19 protein-coding genes are annotated in these 18,837 nt (G+C 64.2%); 5 read left to right on the top strand and 14 right to left on the bottom strand.

Annotation, left to right across the window (positions count from 1 at the left end; translation table 11 throughout):
- Positions 1-191: 191 nt before the first annotated feature.
- The 4 genes from OPIT5_17005 to hemE all read right to left on the bottom strand — a co-directional run bounded on the left by OPIT5_17005 (position 192) and on the right by hemE (position 4,107).
- Positions 192-998 carry a 5'-nucleotidase gene (locus tag OPIT5_17005; GenBank protein AHF91661.1) on the bottom strand — a complete coding sequence of 269 codons (807 nt, stop codon included), beginning with the start codon at positions 996-998 and terminating at the stop codon, positions 192-194.
- Between the two features lie 26 nt (positions 999-1,024).
- Positions 1,025-1,363, bottom strand: a complete 339-nt coding sequence (locus OPIT5_17000) for a zinc-binding protein (GenBank protein ID AHF91660.1) — start codon at positions 1,361-1,363, stop codon at positions 1,025-1,027.
- 65 nt (positions 1,364-1,428) lie between these two features.
- Complete coding sequence (locus tag OPIT5_16995) at positions 1,429-2,901, bottom strand: protoporphyrinogen oxidase (GenBank protein ID AHF91659.1); 1,473 nt, start codon at positions 2,899-2,901, stop codon at positions 1,429-1,431.
- A gap of 171 nt (positions 2,902-3,072) precedes the next feature.
- Positions 3,073-4,107 carry a uroporphyrinogen decarboxylase gene (hemE, locus tag OPIT5_16990; protein ID AHF91658.1) on the bottom strand — a complete coding sequence of 345 codons (1,035 nt, stop codon included), beginning with the start codon at positions 4,105-4,107 and terminating at the stop codon, positions 3,073-3,075.
- Between the two features lie 199 nt (positions 4,108-4,306).
- Between hemE and OPIT5_16985 the strand changes: the two genes are divergently transcribed.
- The 3 genes from OPIT5_16985 to OPIT5_16975 are packed head-to-tail and all read left to right on the top strand — an operon-like array spanning position 4,307 to position 7,623.
- The gene (locus tag OPIT5_16985; protein AHF91657.1) at positions 4,307-4,990 is read left to right on the top strand and encodes a PhoB family transcriptional regulator; all 684 of its coding nucleotides are present in this window, start codon (positions 4,307-4,309) and stop codon (positions 4,988-4,990) included.
- Positions 4,987-6,102, top strand: a complete 1,116-nt coding sequence (locus tag OPIT5_16980; protein AHF94473.1) for a hypothetical protein — start codon at positions 4,987-4,989, stop codon at positions 6,100-6,102. Before OPIT5_16985 ends, OPIT5_16980 begins: the two co-directional genes overlap by 4 nt.
- A gap of 57 nt (positions 6,103-6,159) precedes the next feature.
- Positions 6,160-7,623, top strand: a complete 1,464-nt coding sequence (locus OPIT5_16975) for a hypothetical protein (GenBank protein ID AHF91656.1) — start codon at positions 6,160-6,162, stop codon at positions 7,621-7,623.
- Positions 7,624-7,642: 19 nt separating this feature from the next.
- On the opposite strand, the gene OPIT5_16970 is transcribed toward OPIT5_16975, so the two are convergent.
- Genes OPIT5_16970 through OPIT5_16955 form a run of 4 tightly spaced genes read right to left on the bottom strand, consistent with a single transcriptional unit; the run spans position 7,643 to position 10,896 of the window.
- Positions 7,643-8,710 carry a glycosyltransferase gene (locus OPIT5_16970; protein ID AHF91655.1) on the bottom strand — a complete coding sequence of 356 codons (1,068 nt, stop codon included), beginning with the start codon at positions 8,708-8,710 and terminating at the stop codon, positions 7,643-7,645.
- 22 nt (positions 8,711-8,732) lie between these two features.
- A complete protein-coding gene (locus tag OPIT5_16965) occupies positions 8,733-9,857 on the bottom strand; it encodes a glycosyl transferase (protein AHF91654.1) in 1,125 nt (374 codons plus the stop codon).
- A 32-nt stretch (positions 9,858-9,889) separates the two neighbouring features.
- Positions 9,890-10,636 carry a glycosyl transferase gene (locus OPIT5_16960; GenBank protein ID AHF91653.1) on the bottom strand — a complete coding sequence of 249 codons (747 nt, stop codon included), beginning with the start codon at positions 10,634-10,636 and terminating at the stop codon, positions 9,890-9,892.
- Positions 10,633-10,896: a hypothetical protein gene (locus OPIT5_16955; protein AHF91652.1), complete on the bottom strand. Its 264-nt coding sequence runs from the start codon at positions 10,894-10,896 to the stop codon at positions 10,633-10,635. Before OPIT5_16955 ends, OPIT5_16960 begins: the two co-directional genes overlap by 4 nt.
- Positions 10,897-10,995: 99 nt before the next feature.
- On the opposite strand from OPIT5_16955, the gene OPIT5_16950 reads away from it, so the two are divergent.
- Together OPIT5_16950 and OPIT5_16945 are read left to right on the top strand one after the other, a co-directional pair.
- Positions 10,996-11,286, top strand: coding sequence for a transcriptional regulator (locus OPIT5_16950; protein AHF91651.1), 291 nt, complete (start codon positions 10,996-10,998; stop codon positions 11,284-11,286).
- Between the two features lie 41 nt (positions 11,287-11,327).
- The gene (locus OPIT5_16945) at positions 11,328-12,104 is read left to right on the top strand and encodes a PhoP regulatory network protein YrbL (GenBank protein ID AHF91650.1); all 777 of its coding nucleotides are present in this window, start codon (positions 11,328-11,330) and stop codon (positions 12,102-12,104) included.
- Positions 12,105-12,109: 5 nt separating this feature from the next.
- Here the strand turns inward: OPIT5_16945 and OPIT5_16940 are convergent, their stop codons facing one another.
- From OPIT5_16940 to OPIT5_16915, 6 genes are all read right to left on the bottom strand, one after another.
- Complete coding sequence (locus OPIT5_16940) at positions 12,110-13,261, bottom strand: glycosyl transferase (GenBank protein ID AHF91649.1); 1,152 nt, start codon at positions 13,259-13,261, stop codon at positions 12,110-12,112.
- Positions 13,258-14,376 carry a glycosyl transferase gene (locus tag OPIT5_16935; protein ID AHF91648.1) on the bottom strand — a complete coding sequence of 373 codons (1,119 nt, stop codon included), beginning with the start codon at positions 14,374-14,376 and terminating at the stop codon, positions 13,258-13,260. Before OPIT5_16935 ends, OPIT5_16940 begins: the two co-directional genes overlap by 4 nt.
- An 81-nt stretch (positions 14,377-14,457) precedes the next feature.
- Positions 14,458-15,477, bottom strand: a complete 1,020-nt coding sequence (locus tag OPIT5_16930) for a hypothetical protein (protein AHF91647.1) — start codon at positions 15,475-15,477, stop codon at positions 14,458-14,460.
- Positions 15,478-15,681: 204 nt separating this feature from the next.
- Positions 15,682-16,611, bottom strand: coding sequence for a nucleoside-diphosphate-sugar epimerase (locus OPIT5_16925; GenBank protein AHF91646.1), 930 nt, complete (start codon positions 16,609-16,611; stop codon positions 15,682-15,684).
- A gap of 41 nt (positions 16,612-16,652) precedes the next feature.
- Positions 16,653-17,999: a lipid A biosynthesis acyltransferase gene (locus OPIT5_16920; protein AHF91645.1), complete on the bottom strand. Its 1,347-nt coding sequence runs from the start codon at positions 17,997-17,999 to the stop codon at positions 16,653-16,655.
- 110 nt (positions 18,000-18,109) lie between these two features.
- The gene (locus OPIT5_16915; protein ID AHF91644.1) at positions 18,110-18,757 is read right to left on the bottom strand and encodes a hypothetical protein; all 648 of its coding nucleotides are present in this window, start codon (positions 18,755-18,757) and stop codon (positions 18,110-18,112) included.
- Between the last annotated feature and the right edge of the window lie 80 nt (positions 18,758-18,837).

Raw genomic sequence — 18,837 nt, 5'->3', positions numbered from 1 at the left:
TGTGGCGCGGGCGTCCCGCCCGCATCCGTTGCCTCTCCGACCGGGAGCGCCGGCATCCTGCCGGCTATCGTTGCCTCCCGGCGCCATCAGCACGGTGCCGGCAAGGATGCCGGCGCTCCCGGTGCCGCGGGCGTCCCGCCCGCTCCGGACGGCATGCCGGGACGCATGCCGCTACGTCGTTGCCACAGGCCTCACCCCTCCGCCACGCCCAGCCGCGTATAATCCAGCACACTGTGACTGATCACTCCGGCTGCCAGCGCCGCCTTGTCCGTAAGCTGGCCGGGAGGAGAAACATCCACCGCATCCGCATACACGAAGCGATGCGTGCCGTCATCCGCCGCCGGGCTGAAAAGCCCCGGCGTGCGCACCTGCGCCGGGATCGTCCGCCGCACCGGCGTCTCCGCACCGCAAGGATGCGGGAAATTGACATTGTGCACCACAAACGGCGCCGGCGTTTTCGTTTGGGGAGCCAGCAGCGCCTCCGTCAACCGCACCGCATGCGCGACCGACGCCGCCAGCGTCTCCCGGAGAACGGCGTCCATCGGCTCGCCCTTTTTCAGCCGCCCGAAAGCGGCTGTGTCCAGTTCTTGCGAAAACGCGATCGCTGGCAGTCCGTGAATCGCCCCCTCCCACGCCGCGGCGATGGTGCCGCTCGCCATGATGAAACCGAGCGCGGTGTTGCGCCCCAGATTGATGCCGCTGACCACCGCCCCGACATCCGGCGTAGTTTTTCCTTCAATACGGGGCAGCAGATGGGCCAGCGCGATATTGACGCAATCGGCGGGCGTCCCGTCCACCGTCCAGGACGGACATCCGAACCCGCGCTCGACCGCTTCCGACGTCACCGTGCGATGCCGCGACTTTCCCGCGCCTGTCCAGCTTTGCTCATGTTTCGGAGCCACGACGTAGAGCGTATGCCCCGCATCCCGCAGCGCATGGATCAGTTCGTGGAAAAACAGACTGTCGATGCCGTCGTCGTTGGAAACAAGAAGTCGCATGGAAAATGTGAAATCCGCAATTCTGCCTATCCCGGAGGCCAGCCCATCTGGCGCTTCGCGAGCAGGTGCACGTGCAGGTGCGGCACGCTCTCGCAGGCATCCGGACCGTGGTTGATGACGAGGCGGAAACCGCGTTCGAGGCCGAGCTTTTTCGCCACCACTCCGGCCACGAGCAGCAGGTGCCCGAGTGTGCCCTCGTCCGCCACCGTCGCCTCGCCCACGCGCGGGATCACGGTTTTCGGGATGATGAGCAGATGCACGGGCGCCTGCGGCTCGATGTCGTGGATGACGATGCACCGGTCGTCCTCGTGCTCGATTTTGGCGGGAATTTCCCGGTCGATGATACGTTGGAACAGCGTTTTCATGGAAAAGAAAGGCGGGATCGTCAGAAAAAAAGCAGGAAAAATGCAGGAAAACAGGCCCCCGCGGATTACGCAACCACGCGCCGGGCCAGTTTTTCTCCTGCGGCCACGCAGGCGCTCACCGCGATGCCGTCGCGGACCGGTCCGCCGACCAGAAGCCCCGGATGCGCGGTTTCGGCAGCCTCGATCACCGTGTGAAATCTCCCGTAACCGAGATTGTACTGGGGGATCGCGTGCGGCGTGACGCGGTGCTTCACGTACACCGGATCGCCCGATACGCCGAGCAACTCCAGCAACTCGGCGCGCACGATGCCCATGAGCGAAGGCAGCTCCATCCGCGCCAGCTCCGGCCGCTGCACCCCGCCCGCCAGCACCGTGAGCGCGATATGCCCCGCCGGTGCCCGGCCGGGAAACAGCGTCGAGGAAAAGAGCACGCCGAGCAGATTCCGGTTTTCTTTCGACGGCGCCAGCATCCCGAAACCGTCGAGCGGATGCCGCACCTGTTCACGCCTGTATCCGAGAAACAGTGACGCCACCGGCGGATACTCCACCTCCGCCAGCGCCGCCAGCGGGTGTTCTCCGTTCGCTCCGATTTCCAGCCGCGCCAGCGCCTCGCCCGGCAACGCCAGGATCACCGCCGCCACCCGCTCCGTCAGCCGCCCCTCGACACCGCTTGCGCCCTTTTCGTCCTTTCGTTCCCACACCACCTCCCAGGCGCCTCCGCGGGCCACCGGCGGCACCAGCCGCACGACACGCGCTCCCGTCTCCACGCAACCGGCCGGCAACCGCTCCGCGAGCGCGGCGGGGATCGTCTCCAGCCCCTCTGCAAACGAAAAAATCCTCGCCCGCGGCGGGCGCGGTTTTTCTGCCGGTCCTGCCGGCCGGGTGGCGCGGCGCGCCTTCGCCGCGGCGATCCCGCCCCGGATAAGGGAGCCGTGTTTTTGTTCCAGTTCCCACAGCAACGGAAACGCATACCGGGCCGAAAGTCTCTGCGGATCCCCCGCGTAGATGCCGGAGACAAATGGATCGACCGCATAATCGGCCAGTTCACGCCCGAAATGCGCCGCGGCAAATTCGCCCAGCGGCAGATCCTCCGCCCGCGGGCGGGGCCGCCAAAACAGGTCGCCGAAAATCCGCAGCTTCCCGCGCAACGAAAGCAGCGGCGTGGTCACCGCCGACACCGGCGACGACGGCGCCGCCAGCGGACGGCCGCGACGCACGATAAACCGCTTTTTCGCCGCTGGCTGCGCATACTGGCGGGCCTCCTCCAGTCCGAGCTCGGCGAGCAGCGCTGCGAGTTCCGGTTTGTTGTCGAGCAGCGAGTTGGGCCCGGCCTCGCTCAGCCACTCGCCATCGCGTTCGCTGCGAATCAGCCCGCCAGGCCGCGGGGACGCTTCGAAAAGCCGCACCGGATGACCCTCGCGCGCGAGCCGCCAGGCTGCGGTGAGCCCGGTGATGCCGCCGCCGATGACGGCGACAGGCAACCGCGCCTGCGTGTGTGTGTGTGGTGGTGGCGGGGGGGGAGGGAGGGAGGCAGACATGGCAGATTTGTTACCTGAATCAATTACGGGAGGTTCTGAAACAGATTTTTAACCACTAATGGACACTAATGGCCACTAATCCGAACCAATGTAACCAACGGCAAATCAACCTGTTTTCCATTAGTGTCCATTAGTGTCCATTAGTGGTTAAAACCCGTTTTTCGGGGAGATTCACCGCCACCCCGTCACCGTATCGACCAGCGCCTCCATCGCCTCGATTTTTGCCTGCGGCGTGATCCCGTGCCCGAGGTTGAAAATGTGCCCGTGCAGCCCGCGCATGGAGTCGAGCAACCTCGTGGCCTCACACCTCACGATTTCCGGGGTCGTTTGCATGAGCACCGGATCGAGATTCCCCTGCACGGCCACGCCCGCCGGCGCCAGCGAACGCCGGACCGCCGCCAGGTCATTGGTCCAGTCGATGCTGAGCACCCGGATGCCTGTCCCGGCCTGGGCCGCCACGTGCGGCGCCGTGCCCTTCGCATACAGGATCACCGGAAACCCGGCCGGCAGCGCGGCGACGATCCGTCGAATCCAGCAAAGCGACGCCGCCTCGTAATCCGGCCCCGCGATGATCCCGCCCCACGAATCGAAAATCTGGATGGCATCGACGCCGGCTTCGATCTGCATCCGGAAATACACAACCAGCGCGTCGGCGAGTTTTTCCAGCAACGCATCGAACGCGGCCCGGTCGGTGTAGAAGAGCAGTTTGACGCGCCCGAAATCATCGGAGCTGCCGCCTTCGACCATGTAGGTGGCAAGCGTCCACGGCGAGCCGCCGAAGCCGAGCACGGCCTTCGCATCGCCGACCTCTCGCCGGATGAGCCGGAGGGCGTCGGCCACGTAGCCGAGCCGTTCGGGCACGGCCTCCGCCGGGGCGAGCGCCTCGACCTGCGCCCGCGTTTCGATCCGTCCCGCCATTTCGATGCCGCCGGTGTCGCGAAAAGCGTAAGCCTGCCCCAGCGCTTCGGGAATCACCAGAATGTCGGAAAACAGGATCGCCGCATCGATCCCCGGAAACCGCTGCAACGGCTGGAGTGTGACCTCGGTGGCCAGTTCCGGCGTGCGCACCATGTGCAAAAACGACGACTGCGCCTTGAGCACCCGGTATTCCGGCAGGTAACGCCCGGCCTGCCGCATCACCCAGAGCGGCGGACGTTCGAGCGGCTGGCAGGCGCAGGCGGCAAGGAAACGGTCGCGGGAAGTCATCGGGAAAACGTCCAACCCAACGCAATCCACCCGGACGGGCGAGGAGGAAAACCCGGCATACCTGCGATCACCGCATTCACCAACATGAATGAATTGTCATCTCCGGTTCAGGGAATGTTAATGCATAAATGTTACATTATCTGCCGCATCACCATGCGGGCCCGGTGCACACGCCCGGGCCTCCCGTAACCTGTCCGTCATGAGAATCCTGGTCGCAGAAGACGAAAAACCCATCGCCCGCTTTGTGGCCAGCAGCCTCAGGGAGTCGGGATTCTCCGTCGATACGCTTCACCGCGGCGACGAAGTCCTGCCGGTGCTCGAAACCACCCCCTACGATGTCCTTGTCCTCGACATCATGCTCCCCGGACGCGACGGCCTGAGCATCCTCCGGGAAATGCGCCAGCGCGGCATGACTCTCCCCGTTCTCCTGCTCACGGCGCGCGGCAGCACCGAAGAACGGGTCGAAGGCCTCAACCTCGGCGCCGACGATTACCTCGTCAAGCCCTTCGCCGTCGACGAACTCGTCGCCCGCCTCCATGCCCTTCTCCGGCGCAGCAACGACTCCAGCCGGCTCACCGTCCATCGCGTCGCCAATCTCACGCTCGATTTTGTCAAACGCATCGCCCGGCGCGGCGATCGCCGCATCGAACTCAGCACCCGGGAATTTGCCCTTCTCGAATGCCTCATGCGCTCGCCCGGCCGGGTCGTCACCCGCGCCCGCATCTGCGAATACGTATGGGATTACCAGTTCGACCCCGGCACCAACATTGTCGACGTCTACGTGCAACGCCTCCGCCGCAAGATTGACGACGGAGAGGATGTGAAACTCATCCACACCCGGCGCGGCTTCGGCTACTACGTCGGAGAGGAGGAGTCGTCATGAACCTGCGCGGCATGCGGCAATGGCCCCTGCGCTGGCGGCTTTCCCTGTTCATCGCTCTTCTCACTCTCCTCGTGCTGGCGGTGTTTTGCAGCGTTACCGGCGTGATGCTCTACTACGAACAGATCGACGTCCTCGAAGACGTCATGACCAACGCCACCGAAGAGGAAATCGAAGACGAAGCGTGGGATGTCCTCGAAGACCTGTTTTCCGCCTTCGCCTGGGCGCTGCCCGTCGCCATGCTGCTTCTCGGCGCCGGTTCCTGGTGGATGCTCCGCCGCGAACTGCGCTCGCTCCAGGGCATCATCGCCGCCACCGGACGCATCGATTCCCGCTCGCTCGGCGTCCGCCTGCCGGCGCCGTCCGGCCCGCGGGAAATCATCCGTCTTACCTCCGTGCTCAACGACATGCTCGCCCGCATCGACGGAGCCTTCCGCCAGACCATCCGCTTCACTGCCGACGCCTCCCACGAACTCCGCACGCCGCTGACCATCATTCGCGGCGAACTCGAAACCGCCCTCCGGCGCAGCAACGGCAACGTCATCCCCGCCGCGACCGCCGCCGGCCTGCTCGAACATGTGCAGCGCCTCTCCGCCATCACCGAACAGCTCCTGCTCCTCACCCAGGTCGATGCCGGCCGCCTCACCCTCGCCAAAACCGGAATCGATCTTGCCCGCCTCGTTGAAGACGTCCTCGAAGATGCCTCCATCCTCGCCGAACCTCACGGGATCACGCTCGAAACCGACCTCGACCCGCATATTTCCATCGAGGCGGATCCCGCCGCCCTCCGCCGCGTGCTTCTCAATCTCGTGGATAACGCCATCAAATACAATCACTCCGGCGGCCGTGTCACCTGCACCCTCCGTCCCGGGCATGACACTCCGGATCGCAACGGCGCCATCATCGAAATTGCCAACACCGGCGCCGGCATCCACCCCGGTATGGAAGAGAAAATCTTCGACCGCTTCGTGCGCATTGACGAATCCCGTTCCCGCGACACCGGCGGCAGCGGACTCGGCCTGAGCATCTGCCGTGAAATTATCACCGCCCACGGTGGCCGGCTCCACTGCATCACCGACCGCCCCGGCTGGACACTCATGCGCCTCGTCCTCTGACCCTCCCGCGAGCGCCCTTCCGACCCTCTCCCCTGGACACAAACAACAACACACATCATGAAAACAAAACTCGCCATCCTGCTCCTCGCGGCGGCCGCCTGTATCGGCACTCCGGCTACAGCTTCCGCCCGCGATATCATCATCCCGGCCGACAGCCTTCCGCAGGCGGCCCGGAACTTCATCGCCACCCATTTCCCGGGAGCCGCCATCTTCCGCGCCGAAAGGGATGACGACAGCTATGACGTTTACCTCAACAACAACATCGAAATCGAATTCACCCTCGCCGGCGAATGGGACAACATCGACGGCAACGGCCGGGCGCTCCCCGACAGCGTCATCCCTGCAGGCATCCTTGCCTATGTCCGGGCCAACTATCCTTCGGCCTTTGTCGTCGAGATCGACCGCGAACGCTCCGGCTACGAAATCGAACTCTCTGACCGCCGCGAACTGAAATTCGACAAAAACGGCGCTCCCTCCGGCAAACCCGGCAGCGGGGGAAGCGGCGGGAAACCCGGGACCCCCGTACCCTCCGCCCCCGTCATCTCCACGGACGACGCGCTGACCCTCAACGTCGGATCGATGGTCGGCCCCGGACACATTCCTCTCTCCGTTTCGAGCGAGGCGATTGCGGCCGGTGCGCGTTTCCATGCCAAGGGCCTGCCCAAAGGGCTGAAGCTCGACCCGCACACGGGTCAGATCACGGGCCAGGTCACCGCCAAGCCCGGCCTCTACACGGTCAGCTTCTGGACAAAGCAGCGGTCGGTCAAAAGCGCCGAAAGCCGCCTGGTCATTGCCGTGAACCCCTTCCCGGTCGCTCTCACCGGCACCCGCGAGGTTCTCATTGAATCCGCCGCCACCTCCGTTCCCGTCGGCAAGCTCGTGCTCACGGTCAATGCCAAAGGTTCCTGGACCGGCAAGCTCACCCGGGATCGCAAGACGCATTCAATCCGGGGCACATTCGCCTCCGTGGCCGGGGACGATTCGGCCAGCAACCCGCTCCCGCTCGTCATCAGGCGATCGCGCATGGCGCCGCTCGTCATCGAAGCCGGCGATCTCGGGATCGATTCCGACGGCGAAATCAGCGTTGTCGTCCACGACGGCAGCGACATCGCCTCCGGCGACGATTCCCTCGTCGTCTCCTCCGTGCGCACCTGGACCGGCAGCTACACCCCCTCCCTCGTCCTCGTGCCGGATGGCACCGAAGCCGGACCAGACCCGTTGGCGAGCACGCGGGTAAAAATCAGCGTCAAAAACAGACTGACCCTGAAAAGCACCCTCCCCGACGGAGCCAGGGTGTCCGCATCCGCCTCCGGATCGGCCACCGGCCGCTACGCCGTATTCGTAAATCCCTACAAAGCGGAAGGCGGCTGTCTCGCCGGCAACCTTCAGCTGGCCGCTGACCTTCCCCGTTTCGATCCCGACGTCAACGAACTTGTCTGGCAGCGCCCCGCTGCCCAGAAAGACAAGTACGCCCCCCAAGGCGGCGAAGCCTGGACGCGTGAAGTCGCGCTCGCGGACTGATACCGGCGAGGGGCGCCCTTTATCCGGCGCCCCGCGCCTGTCGCAAGGCACGACGGATCGCCAGTTTTTCGAAGGCGAATCGCGCGATCTTCCACGGGTTGCCGCAACGCAGCGCATGCCTGCTCCGGATATACACCTGTGACCGTGTCCTGACGGAGCCTTCGTGCAGTGACTCCGCAAGACGGCTCACAACCGAAAACAGGTTGTACTCGCAGAGCACGCGACGACGAGCTTCGAGCAGCGCGGAAAGGTGCCTGGAATGAAGATTGTCGCGAAGGGTCCGCCGGATGATTTCTGCCGCTCCGGCGGGATTGCGGATATCGATCGTCACAAAACTTTCCTCCGGAAAATAGTCCGCTGCATTCGGGCAACCGTAATAGAACGGCATGGATAGCCCGAGAAACGGGTCCGCCAGCTTTTCCGTCCAGTGATGGCAGGCCCGGTGATTTTCGACGGCCAGGTGATACCGGTAGGGATCGATCGCCTCCGCCTTGTCTTCGATAAAGCGGACGCCGTGACCGAAAACATCCATGTGCGGAAGCAACCCGCGCAGAGTCTGGACGAACTCGTAACGGGCGCGGTGCAGCGTGTGACGCTGGCGCTTGTCGGAACAGACGGTCGCGAGATCGGCCGTCTTTCGGGGAGCCCCCGACGAGGCGATGGCATCGAAATCGCGTATCGCCGTTTTGCCTGCGCCGTAAAACCAGCGCAGGCCCGGCTGGCTGAAAATCGCTCCGGGATGACGGATCACCCAAGGCTCCTGGCTTGTCAGCACATGCCCGAACTGGTTCAGGAAATCGTCGCCGTAGCATTTGACCGAGGCCGGTTCCGTGGTGACGAGCAGCGTGTTGCGCGGATGGCAGGCAAGCGGTTCGCTGCGCACGGAGTGGCGTTCATGTGCGATCGCCGGCAGATCGTCATAAACGACGAGCCAGTCGTAACGGCGTTCGTCCGGATCGAAGCTGAAATCGCAGCGCCCCCACGATCCGCTCCGGCCGGGAAACTGCCGGAGCCAGACGTCGGCTCCGGATCCGACGCGTCCTTTGGCCATAAACTTTACACGGAGCCGGTATTGCAACAGGTGCATCGGGAATCGACAAAAGCCTTTATCATCGGCGGTTCCCCTCCTGCTCCGCCATCAACGACCGGTAAACGTCCTCTGTCGCGCTTGCGGTCTGTGTCAGCATGAATTCGCCGGGCAATGCGCCCGGAGTTTGCGGGCGAAGCAGCAAGGCGCGCGTGCGCGCCGCCGCCCCGTTCACGTCGCCGACTCGCACCAGACCCTGCGGAAACATCGCGCGCAGTTGTTCACCCACGCCGCCATGATCGTAGGCCACCACGGGCTTGCCGATCGCCATCGCCTCCAGCGATATCCGGCCAAACGCCTCCGGACGGGTCGAAAGCGAAAACACCACCCGCGCCATGGCCATGATCTCGCGCAAGTCGTTCCGGTGTCCGAGAAACGTGATACGCTCCGCAATCCCGAGCCGCTCCGCCAGCGCCCGCAGTTCCCGCTCGTACGCCTTCTTCCGGGGATGAGCCTCGCCCGCCAGCGCTCCCTGCACGGGCAACCCCCCGGCGAGCAACCCTGCCACCAACCGGAAAAAATCCTCCTGTCCTTTCCAGCGCGTAAGCCGTCCGGGCAAGAGAAGCAACTCACGCCCGTCCAGTCCCGGGTATTCCAGTCGCCACCTCGAGAGCCATTCCCTGGAGGGACGAAAATCGCGGGGATACCTTTCCGGGTCCACACCCCACGGAATCACCCGGATACGATCCGGCGCCGTGCGCGGATAATTTTCCCGGATATAGTCGCGAACACTCGCCGACACCGCGATCACCCGCTCGCCGCGTGTCATGATTTCCGAATACCGGTTGACCGAATAAAACCCGTGCACGGTCGAAACCAGCCGCGGACGCGCCACCGGGTTCATCTTTCCCCACGCCAGCCAGGTCAGCCAGGCCGGGACCCGCGAATGAACATGCACCACGTCGGGCCGCTCGTGCTCGAACAGCCGTCGCAAGGGGCGCACCTGCAACAGCGACCACAGCCGCTTCCAGTGAACCGGCATCGTCACATGACGGCTGCCCGTTTTCTCCAGCGCCGCAACCAGCCGCCCTCCCCTGGAAACCACCAGCGAATCGTGGCCCCGCCCTGCCATGTGCCCGGCAATGTCCAGCACGCCGGCCTCGACGCCCCCGGAATCCAGTGCAGGGAGTATCTGGAGAATTCTCATCGGAGAAAGCGGACGTGGGAACGCACTGGCGTTCACCGCCAGTATTCGGCTACCCATGACGCCGGTTTCACCCGATGGTGGAGTTTGCCGTCATCGAATCCTCCGATGACTTCATCCGGATTCGGCCGTCCGTGGAAGGCGATGATCGAGCAACCCCGGGGACGCCGGGGTGCCATGAACAGATTCAGCGGAAAGGCGGGACGACAATGGCGCTTGAAACTGCGCACCCACTCCTCCGGCCAATACGCCATTCGGGAACGGATACAATGCGTCAGGTATGTCTGCGACGGGTGGAAAGCTTCCAACGCCCGGTCCCTTTCGCGCCGGAACTGTTCGAAAATGAACCCGCATTTGCCGCCCTCGAACCGGAACACCGAGGAGTTGCCGATTTCGGGACGTTTCCGGAATAACGTCTTGTGCCATTCGATCCAGTTGTGGATGATGGGAATGCTGCCGGGCTTCCAGGTAAAAAACCGCTCCAGGTCGCCTGTGATGACAATATCCAGATCGAGAAAGAGACAGGAACCCTCCAGCGGCGCCTCCGGCCCGAACAGGCAGAGTTTGCGCCAACCCGTGCCGATTTTCTCCGGAGGCAGGTCGACTGGCGGGATGGGCAAGGCCTCGATCTCCGGATCGAGACCGACGGGATCATCCGTGAAACAGACGAACCGGTGAGGAGACGGCAAATGGCGGGCAACCGCACGGCGGAGGCGGTTCACGTATTCCGGGCCGTAGAGCGAACCCCACTTGAGCGTAACGATCGTCCGTGAGGCGCTCACAAGATGGCTTTCTCCCGTTTGGCAGCGAAACCGCTGGTCCGGTAGGGTTGTTCACTGATCGGCAGGGCATCAATGCGAGCGGCCAGAACAGCGCTCTCCCTCCGCCCGGTCAGCATATGAGCCAGATGCGTATAGCTGCACCCCAGCGCGATGGCGGCTCGCCGCCAACTCCAGCCCTTGCGCCGCAAGGCGGTTATCCGTCGCGTATCGTGAAGAGTGCGGTGAGTGACACCCGCCCGTTTTTGCGCTTCGTTATCCATGCCGTTCCAATGAAAATAAGAAAACTTGTTAAACCAAACCCGCCTCCCCAGAATGACACAACAAGAAAACTCGTATATTCGGCGATTTTGCGCCGCCTGATGGCCGAACGCAGCCTGACGCAAGCCGACATCGCTTCGATGGCAGGTGTTACCCAAAGCAACGTGTCGTTATGGCTGAATGATGCCCTACCCAGGGCAGACGCGCTCCATTCCCTCGCCACAGCTCTCGGAGTCAGCATGGAGTTTCTCCTCACGGGAGAAACCGGCGGGCAACCCCCGGCCATCGCAGCCGTCCCGACCCGGTCGGGCAACGTCACCGAAATCCGCCGGCTGGCCAGGGAAACCCGCGCCGCCCTGGCCGCCCTCGACGATGCCCTGAAAAAATTTTAGCCTCGTATGGTTTCGGAAATCATAATTCTGCTTCTCCGGAAATGTGCTTTTCGTCTCCCGGGATCCCGTCGCCGCAATCACCGCCGCATGGCGGCATCCTGGAACTGCCGCCTCCTTTCGCCTATGGCGGGAATCGGACCTGCCATGTGCATCCGGCCGATCCCGCCCTGTGTGTCAAAGTCGCCTTGCCTGATCGCACGCCGGAGCTCAAGCGGGCCGGCGCTCCCTGGCCGAAACGGCTCCGGCCCCTCGACGCCTTTGATGAAAACCGCGAGGAGCGGGAGCAACTGGCGGCCATCGGAGAGCGGGTAAGTTCCGCGGAGCGGCATCGCTTCCCGGTCTGGCACGGCAGCGTGATGACCAACCTCGGGCCAGGCGGGGTAACGACCCTTTACCGGGATGCGGATGGTAACATCTCCCACACTCTGGAGTGGCACATCTGGGAGGAGGGTTTGAGCGAGCGAATCAGGGAAATCGTCAACCGGTTTGAAGCTTTCTGGATCAGGGAAACCCCTCCTTCGCGCGCCTTGCTCCTGCACAATATCCTGCTGGTCCAGCCGGATTCCCGGCCCGCCTATCTCGCGGTGATCGACGGCCTCGGGTACGCTTCCTTTTTCCAGCCCGAACGGCTGGTGAAAGGGTTGGCCAGGAAAAAGGCGGCGAGGCAGCTGCGGGATTTTCACCGGCGGATTGACCTGCTGGTCCGGCACCGTTCAGGGGAGATCGGGGGCAACGATGTGGTGCGTCATCTGCGCCGCCGGCTGAAAGAGGCCGGGGCTTCTTTTGACGGGCCCCGCAACGAAATCCTCCGCAGATAATCGCATCACAAGCGGCTGTCCGTCCGGCATGCGCCGTGCCCCTCGCCCGCCAGCCCGCGGTAAACCTCCAGCGTCGCCTCCGTCATTCGCGCCAGCGTGAACTCCGGCGCCACGTCCGCCGGAGTCTCCGGCTGGAGCAACAGTTCCTGCGTCCGTCCGGTCGCCGCCCTCACATCGCCCGGCGTCACCAGGCCGCGCGGGAACATCACCCGCAACTGCTCGGCCACGCCACCGTGATCGTAGGCCACCACCGGCCTGCCGAGCGCCATCGCCTCCATCGACACCCGCCCGAACGCCTCCGGCTGGATCGAAAGCGAAAACACCATCCGCGCCATCGCCATCACCTCGCGCAAGTCATTCCGGTGCCCCAGAAACGTGACGCGTTCCGCGATCCCGAGCCGCCCCGCCAGCGCCCGCAATTCCCCCTCGTACTCCCTTTTGCGCGGATGGGTCTCGCCGGCCAGCACGCCGTGCACCGGCAACCCCTGGCGAAGCAGGTTCGCGACGAGTTGAAAAAAATCCTCCTGCCCCTTCCATCGCGTGAGCCGGCCCGGCAGCAACAGCACGTCGCGCCCGTCCAGTTCCGGCCTTTCCCGCCGCCATCCGGCCAGCCACTCCGCCGAAGGCGCGAAATCGCGCCCGTACGCCTGCGGGTCCACCCCGCGATGGATCACGGTCAGCCGCCCCGGCTCGCGCACGGCCAGCGCGCGCGGCCAGTTTTTCCTCACGTAATCCCGCACGCTTTCCGATACCGCGATCACGCGTTCGCCGCGTGTCATGATCGCCGAATACGCGTTGACCGAATAAAAACCGTGGACCGTCGAAACGAGCCGCGGACGCGTCGCCGGGTTCATCTTTCGCCAGGCCAGCCACGCAATCCAGCCCGGCACCCGCGAACGGATATGCACGACATCGGGCCGTTCGCGCTCGAACAGGCGCCGGAGCGGACGCACCTGCAACAGGGATGACGGATGCTTGCGATGGACCGGCATCGTGATCTGACGCCCGCCCGCTGCTTCCAGGTCTTTCACCAGACGTCCGCCATGGGAAACCACCAGCGCCTCGTGCCCCCGCGCGACCAGATGAGCGGCAACCTCCAGCGTGCCGCGTTCGACGCCGCCGGAATTCAGTTCGGGAAGAATTTGGAGCACCTTCATTTCAGTGAGGGACCGCTCTGGTTCCGCCTGGCCAGCGACTCAAACAGCTCCAGGTACTGCCCGACGACCGCTCTCCGGGAAAAACCCTTTCGCCACTTCTCCTCGCCGTTGCGAACCAGCCGGGCGCAAAGCGCCGGGTCGGACCTGAGCTGCACAAGCCGGTCCCGGAGTTGCGGGACCGAGTCGATATCGAAGAGCAGGCCATCCACACCGTCTTCGACCAGCCACTCCGGTCCTTTCGCCCGGGAAGCAATCAGCGGCTTCCGGTGTGCCCAGGATTCCATGACCACATTGCCGTTCGGCTCATAACGGGAAGGGAAAACGGAAATGTCGCAGGCGCTGAACAAGGCTGCCACATCCCGGCGCCATCCCAGAAAACGCACCCGGTCCGCAAGGCCCAATCCGCGGGCCAGTTCACGCAACCCGGCTTCCAGCGGTCCCTCGCCGGCGAGGAGAAGGATCGTTCCCGGTACTTCCGCCATCGCCTTGAGCAGGGTGTCATGCGCCTTGACCGGATGCAGACGCCCGAGCGCCAGCAGCGCCGTGTCTCCCGGCCCGATTCCGAACTCCCGGCGCAAATCCTCCCGTGCGCGGCTTGCGTCGCCGTCCGTTTGCGGAGTTTCCCCGAAATTCGGAATCAGGCTGCTGGCGTTTGCCGGCCAGCCGGCAGCGCGAATATGCGCGACAAGATCAGGGGTGATGCCCACCAGATGGTCGCAGCGCCGGTAGTATCTGATTTTGTAGTACCCGCCCAGGCGCCCCACCACCGGGCAATAGCCTCGCGGCGCCCGTCGCGAGGCCCGGTTCATCCAGGTCAGCGCGGCATCCGGCGCGAAACGCTCGAACGTCGCCTTCAGGGCACGCCGGGCTTTCCACTCCCGCCATCCGCCGAACCGGATCGGGACCACTTCCACGTGCGGGTACTTTGCGAAGAGCCGTTCCCGTTCGGCATTTGGCTCGATAACCAGGCACTGGGGCACCCCGGCCTCGGCAAAGGCCAGACCCAGCTTCTCGAAGAAGGTTTCCGCCCCTCCCGGCCGGGTGGACAGCATCATCTGCAACAGGCGCGGAGGCGACGGTTGCAGCGACGAAAACCCGTGAGAGGAGGAACACATTTCCAAGGAAGCAGAATTATGGTTTCCGAAACCATGCGAGGTTAAAATTTTTTCGGGTTTTTCTGCTCCGTGCCCACGACCTCAGTAATCGGCCCAGATGTAATCGTGGCTGAAAGGCTGCCCCGTGGTCCGCTCGACGATATACTGCGCAACTCGCTCGCTGGAAAAATGCTCCCGGTAAAAACGCCGCCCTTCCGCCGCGATCCGGCGACGCAGCGCATCGTCCGCCTTGAGCTGCCGGATTTTCGCGATGAGTTCTTCCTGCTCTTCAAAAAAAATCGCCCGGTCCGGTCCGATCAGGTCCTGCATCCGGCAGGCATTGTGGATGAGCGGGACAATCCCGTTGCCCATCAGCTGGGCAAGCCGGGCCGAGGAATAGAGATAATCGCCTTCCTGCCGGTTCAGGTTCAGCCCCATGCGCGCCCGGGCCAGCACCGCATCATAGTCGTGCCCCCAGACATTCGGTTCGCCGAAGTAGCCATACGTCCTGAACACGATATTGCTGCCCTCGAAAGCCTGCTTCAGGGCCACCACCGTTTCCTTGCGCCGTGTGTGCTCGTCGCTGTTTCCGCAGAAGAACAGATCGTAGGGCAACTGCTCTTTTTCCGCGTTATTCAGGTGCTCCACCGCCGCATCCGTGGGGTTCGGCATGTAGTGGATGGAGGCCCGTTTTCCCCGGAACTGGTCCAGCCCGGGGCCCGCCGTCGTAATAAAAATGGTATCCACTGAATCGGTACGATGATGGATGGCCTCGACATTGTGCGGGACAAAGAGCGGATCCACGTTCCTGTAGGCGATACGGACCTCCGGCAATCTCCGCCGGATCTCCCCGAGGGTGGCGTTGGTGATAATATCGCAATGGCCCAGCAGGATCATCTCCGGCCGGAAATTACCGGCGACTTCGACCAGCTTGCGATTTGCCGCCCTTTTTCCCAGATCACGCCAGCCAAATGGCGCCAAAAAGGAGGCCAGGTCACGGTCGCTGAAATGCAGGACATGGTGAAAATTACGGACCAGGCCGTTGTACAGCTTGTGCTCCGTGCTGACCCGCGCCTTCCCCCAACGACGTGTTTGCGCATAGCCGACCTGTAAAATTCGCATGATCCCATCGGACCTCCCCTGTCGCACTTGGCAAGCCCTCTTTCCCGGATCACTCCAATCCGGAATAAATGGCCCACGAAACACACGAAAGGACACGAAAAAAATACCCGGGAAAAGAATGCTCCAGGTCGATCCGGCAGGTGAAGAGAAAGTCAGGTCTTTTGTTCGCCTGATTTTTTCGTGTCCTTTCGTGTGTTTCGTGGGCTAAAAAAATCGTTGCGTGACGATCTCCGCGCACCGCCCGGTTTCGTGGAGCAGTCCCGGCGGTTTCCGCAGGGCGCGTCCGCCCGCCTGCCAGTCTGCGAATCGGGTCGCATAGCCCGCCGCCACGAGTTCATCCACGGATCGCGCCACACGGTCGTTTGCCCGCAACCGTGGCACCGGCAACACGCCCGTCCGGGCACCGGCCGTCACCGCCTCATGGATCATCGAGACACTGTCTTCCGTCACCCACGCCTCGCTTGCCTTCGCCAGTTGCTCCGGCAGCCAGCCGGGTCCCGTTTGTCCGTGCGGGGCGAACTGCGCCTGCGCGCCGGCGGCCCGCAGCCGCTCCAGCGTATCCACCGGCGTACGACGCGAGTCTCCGATCGTCCATGACAGATCCGGGCGGGCGGCCAGCACAGCGACCACCGCCGGCACGAGCGCCGCCATATCCCAGCCGTGATGCTTCGACGGTCCGCCCAGCAGGAGAAGCCCCCGCGGCTCCTTTGCCGCCGCGATCTCTTCCGCCGTCCTTTCCGGCAGGCGATTGAGCGCGCCCAAGGTCGGCACGATTCGCTCGCGCCCTCCGCTTGCCCCGTCGGCGAGGGCACCGCGCAGGTCGTGCCGTGGCGCAAAACACAGGTCAAACAGCCACACCGGCAGCGACGGCTTCATGATGACCACCGAAGGCGCCCCGAAGCGCAGCGCCGCCAGCCACAGCGGCAGGTGCGTGGAATGCCCCGCCGCGATGACGAGCCTCGGCGCGCCTTCGCCCTCCGCCCGCGCCGCCCGGATGCGTCCGCACAGGCTGGCGCCGGGGGCAAATCGCACCACGTCCACCGTCGCCGCCGTCTCACCCCCGAGTCGCCGCTGCACGGCCTGCGCCAGGCCAATGCTCTGGTTCTCGTGACCCGGCCGGCCATCGGAAAGCACCCGGATGCGGCAGGGTTTCCGGTTGTGTCCCGTCTGCGTGTTCACGGGGCAACGGCCTCCTGTCCCGACGCCGGAATGATCACGGAAAAATCCAGTTTCCGGCAGGCCTCCTGCACCGCCAGGCACTCCTTGTCCACGATCACGAACTCCAGGGGCAAAGCCGCGGCCTCGTCAATCGCCAGCAACGCTTTCGCAAGGACCGGGATATCCGCGCAGGCCGTATCCAGTATATGGGTGCAAGCTCCGGCCGGCAGCCACGCCGGCGCCGGGTTTCCCGCCGGCAGCACATATTCCCACAAAAGATCCCCGGCCGCAGCTTTTGGCAGTTGCGGAGCCCGGGCCGGATCGCGAACCCAGACGAGCGCACGGCGCGGCCTGGTCCAGGCCGCCGCGATCGCGTCGCGGGGCAGCCGGCCGCTGAGCGAGGCGGGGTTGTCCCGCCGCACCCGCCAGCGGTCCTGCAACCAGAAAACGTCTTCCGGACTTTCCCGGATCACTTCCTCCAGCAGGCGCATGCAGGCCGTCGTCGAGGAGGTGCTGTCGCCCAGCCGGTGAAATTTCAGCCGCCAATGGCCCGGCGCTGTCGTGCGCATGGATACGCCGAAGATCGTCGCCCCCGTGCGCCGCGCCATCAGAGCCGGCAACGGCGTGCAGCTCGTGAGGCGCCCGAAGTAGGGAACGATTTCGCCCGCCCGCTCCACCCGCTGGTCCGAGAGCACGCCGAGCCAGCCCCGCCGGCGCAAAAACGCCGCCATTTCCAGAGGACCCGAATGTTTTTCGAACAGCACCATGCCCATGCGCTGCCGGGCATCCTTGACCCGCCGGTCGAGCATCGGGTTTTTGATGAAACGGTAGATCGTCCCTGTCGGCCGGTCCGGCACCAGCAACGGAAACATCTGCGACAGCGCTTCCCAGTTGCCCATGTGCGGCAGGATGCCGACCGCGCCTCCAGCGTCTGCGGCCAGAATCTCCGCCATCAGCTCCGGGTTCGCCACGGTCACCAGCCGGCGCAATTCGTCTTGCCGGATTTTCACGCACCGCAGGGCCGAAAGCAGATTGGCGCCGCTGCGCCGGAAAACCTCGCGCGTCATCGCATCGATTTCGGCGAGGGTTTTCTCGCCGGCAAAAGCGATGCGGAGATTGCGCCGCACCGTCCGTCGCCGGCTGCCGAGCAATCGCCAGCACCCGTCACCGATCGCCTCGCCCCAGCCCGCCACCGTCGCCGCCGGCAGCAAGGCCAGCGTGCTCTCGCAAAGTTCGTACCCGGCTGCCTCCAGCCACCAGCGAAAACGCTTCAGAAGGCCGGCGGTCCGGCGCAGCGAACGGCGGCGGGAGCGCCCGAAAGCGCCCGGTGCTCCGTCGAGGTCGGGTTGGGAGGTCTCTGACATGGAAAACGGATCATGCTGGAAGCCGCCACCCGTCCCGCAAGCGAAGTTTATTCTTTCAAGGAGGATAACTGGCAACGATGCCCGCGGACGCCGCCCGGGCTCCCGTGCCGTCACGCGCTGCGGGCGACCTTCCGGCGTGAACTGCGCCGGGCCACCTCGCGCCGGCGGTAGAGTTGCGGGTTGAGCGCCGGGTCGTTGTACATCTTGAACTGGTAGTAAACGGCAAAGGTGCGCCGGCCGGCGATCACGTCCTCCAGCAGGGTGGCGAGGCTCTCCGTCAGATCGTCACGCTGGCGGACGATACGCTCCAGCTTCGCCGCGCAGGATTCCCGATGGGCCGCCTCGACATCCGCGCGCCGCGTTTCCTCCGCCATGTGATATTCTTTCAGGGCGAGAATGGATAACCGGTCGATAATCATGCCCGGTGTTTCCGAATTTCGCGGGCATCCCGACTCGGGCGGTTCCAGCGCGATCACCAGCGCCTTGTCCATCTCCTCGATCATGTCATTGCGCCTCTGGTTATAGCGATCGATCGAACGTTTGGCCTGATATACACGCTCGAAGCCGAGATCGTCGCGCCGGGCCACGTCTTCCTCGTGCCATAACTGGAAATTATATAAGTGATTCTGTACCACCAACCGGTCAAACTCATCGCCCGCAGCCTCGACCGCCGGCGGGCAGGCGCCGTGCCAGCGCACGGTCAGCTCGGCCTGGAGAGCGGCGATTTGTCTTACATTAAACGGACGCTGAAAAGCCATCCCCTGTCTAGTGGCCGGATCGTGCCCGCTATACAAGTCCGGCCTCTGCTCACAGCGGCCTTTTGGCATTATAAACAGGA

It is taken from the genome of Opitutaceae bacterium TAV5 (genome assembly GCA_000242935.3).
GTDB lineage: Bacteria > Verrucomicrobiota > Verrucomicrobiia > Opitutales > Opitutaceae > Geminisphaera.
Note: the sequence above shows the minus strand (reverse complement) of the source record. Positions and strands in the feature narration are given on the sequence as shown.

Coding starts and splice junctions, on each gene's coding strand:
- OPIT5_17005 (AHF91661.1), bottom strand. CDS start 998: ATGCGACTTCTTGTTTCCAACGACGACGGCATCGACAGTCTGTTTTTC.
- OPIT5_17000 (AHF91660.1), bottom strand. CDS start 1,363: ATGAAAACGCTGTTCCAACGTATCATCGACCGGGAAATTCCCGCCAAA.
- OPIT5_16995 (AHF91659.1), bottom strand. CDS start 2,901: ATGTCTGCCTCCCTCCCTCCCCCCCCGCCACCACCACACACACACACG.
- hemE (AHF91658.1), bottom strand. CDS start 4,107: ATGACTTCCCGCGACCGTTTCCTTGCCGCCTGCGCCTGCCAGCCGCTC.
- OPIT5_16985 (AHF91657.1), top strand. CDS start 4,307: ATGAGAATCCTGGTCGCAGAAGACGAAAAACCCATCGCCCGCTTTGTG.
- OPIT5_16980 (AHF94473.1), top strand. CDS start 4,987: ATGAACCTGCGCGGCATGCGGCAATGGCCCCTGCGCTGGCGGCTTTCC.
- OPIT5_16975 (AHF91656.1), top strand. CDS start 6,160: ATGAAAACAAAACTCGCCATCCTGCTCCTCGCGGCGGCCGCCTGTATC.
- OPIT5_16970 (AHF91655.1), bottom strand. CDS start 8,710: ATGCACCTGTTGCAATACCGGCTCCGTGTAAAGTTTATGGCCAAAGGA.
- OPIT5_16965 (AHF91654.1), bottom strand. CDS start 9,857: ATGAGAATTCTCCAGATACTCCCTGCACTGGATTCCGGGGGCGTCGAG.
- OPIT5_16955 (AHF91652.1), bottom strand. CDS start 10,896: ATGGATAACGAAGCGCAAAAACGGGCGGGTGTCACTCACCGCACTCTT.
- OPIT5_16950 (AHF91651.1), top strand. CDS start 10,996: ATGGCCGAACGCAGCCTGACGCAAGCCGACATCGCTTCGATGGCAGGT.
- OPIT5_16945 (AHF91650.1), top strand. CDS start 11,328: ATGTGCTTTTCGTCTCCCGGGATCCCGTCGCCGCAATCACCGCCGCAT.
- OPIT5_16940 (AHF91649.1), bottom strand. CDS start 13,261: ATGAAGGTGCTCCAAATTCTTCCCGAACTGAATTCCGGCGGCGTCGAA.
- OPIT5_16935 (AHF91648.1), bottom strand. CDS start 14,376: ATGTGTTCCTCCTCTCACGGGTTTTCGTCGCTGCAACCGTCGCCTCCG.
- OPIT5_16930 (AHF91647.1), bottom strand. CDS start 15,477: ATGCGAATTTTACAGGTCGGCTATGCGCAAACACGTCGTTGGGGGAAG.
- OPIT5_16920 (AHF91645.1), bottom strand. CDS start 17,999: ATGTCAGAGACCTCCCAACCCGACCTCGACGGAGCACCGGGCGCTTTC.
- OPIT5_16915 (AHF91644.1), bottom strand. CDS start 18,757: ATGGCTTTTCAGCGTCCGTTTAATGTAAGACAAATCGCCGCTCTCCAG.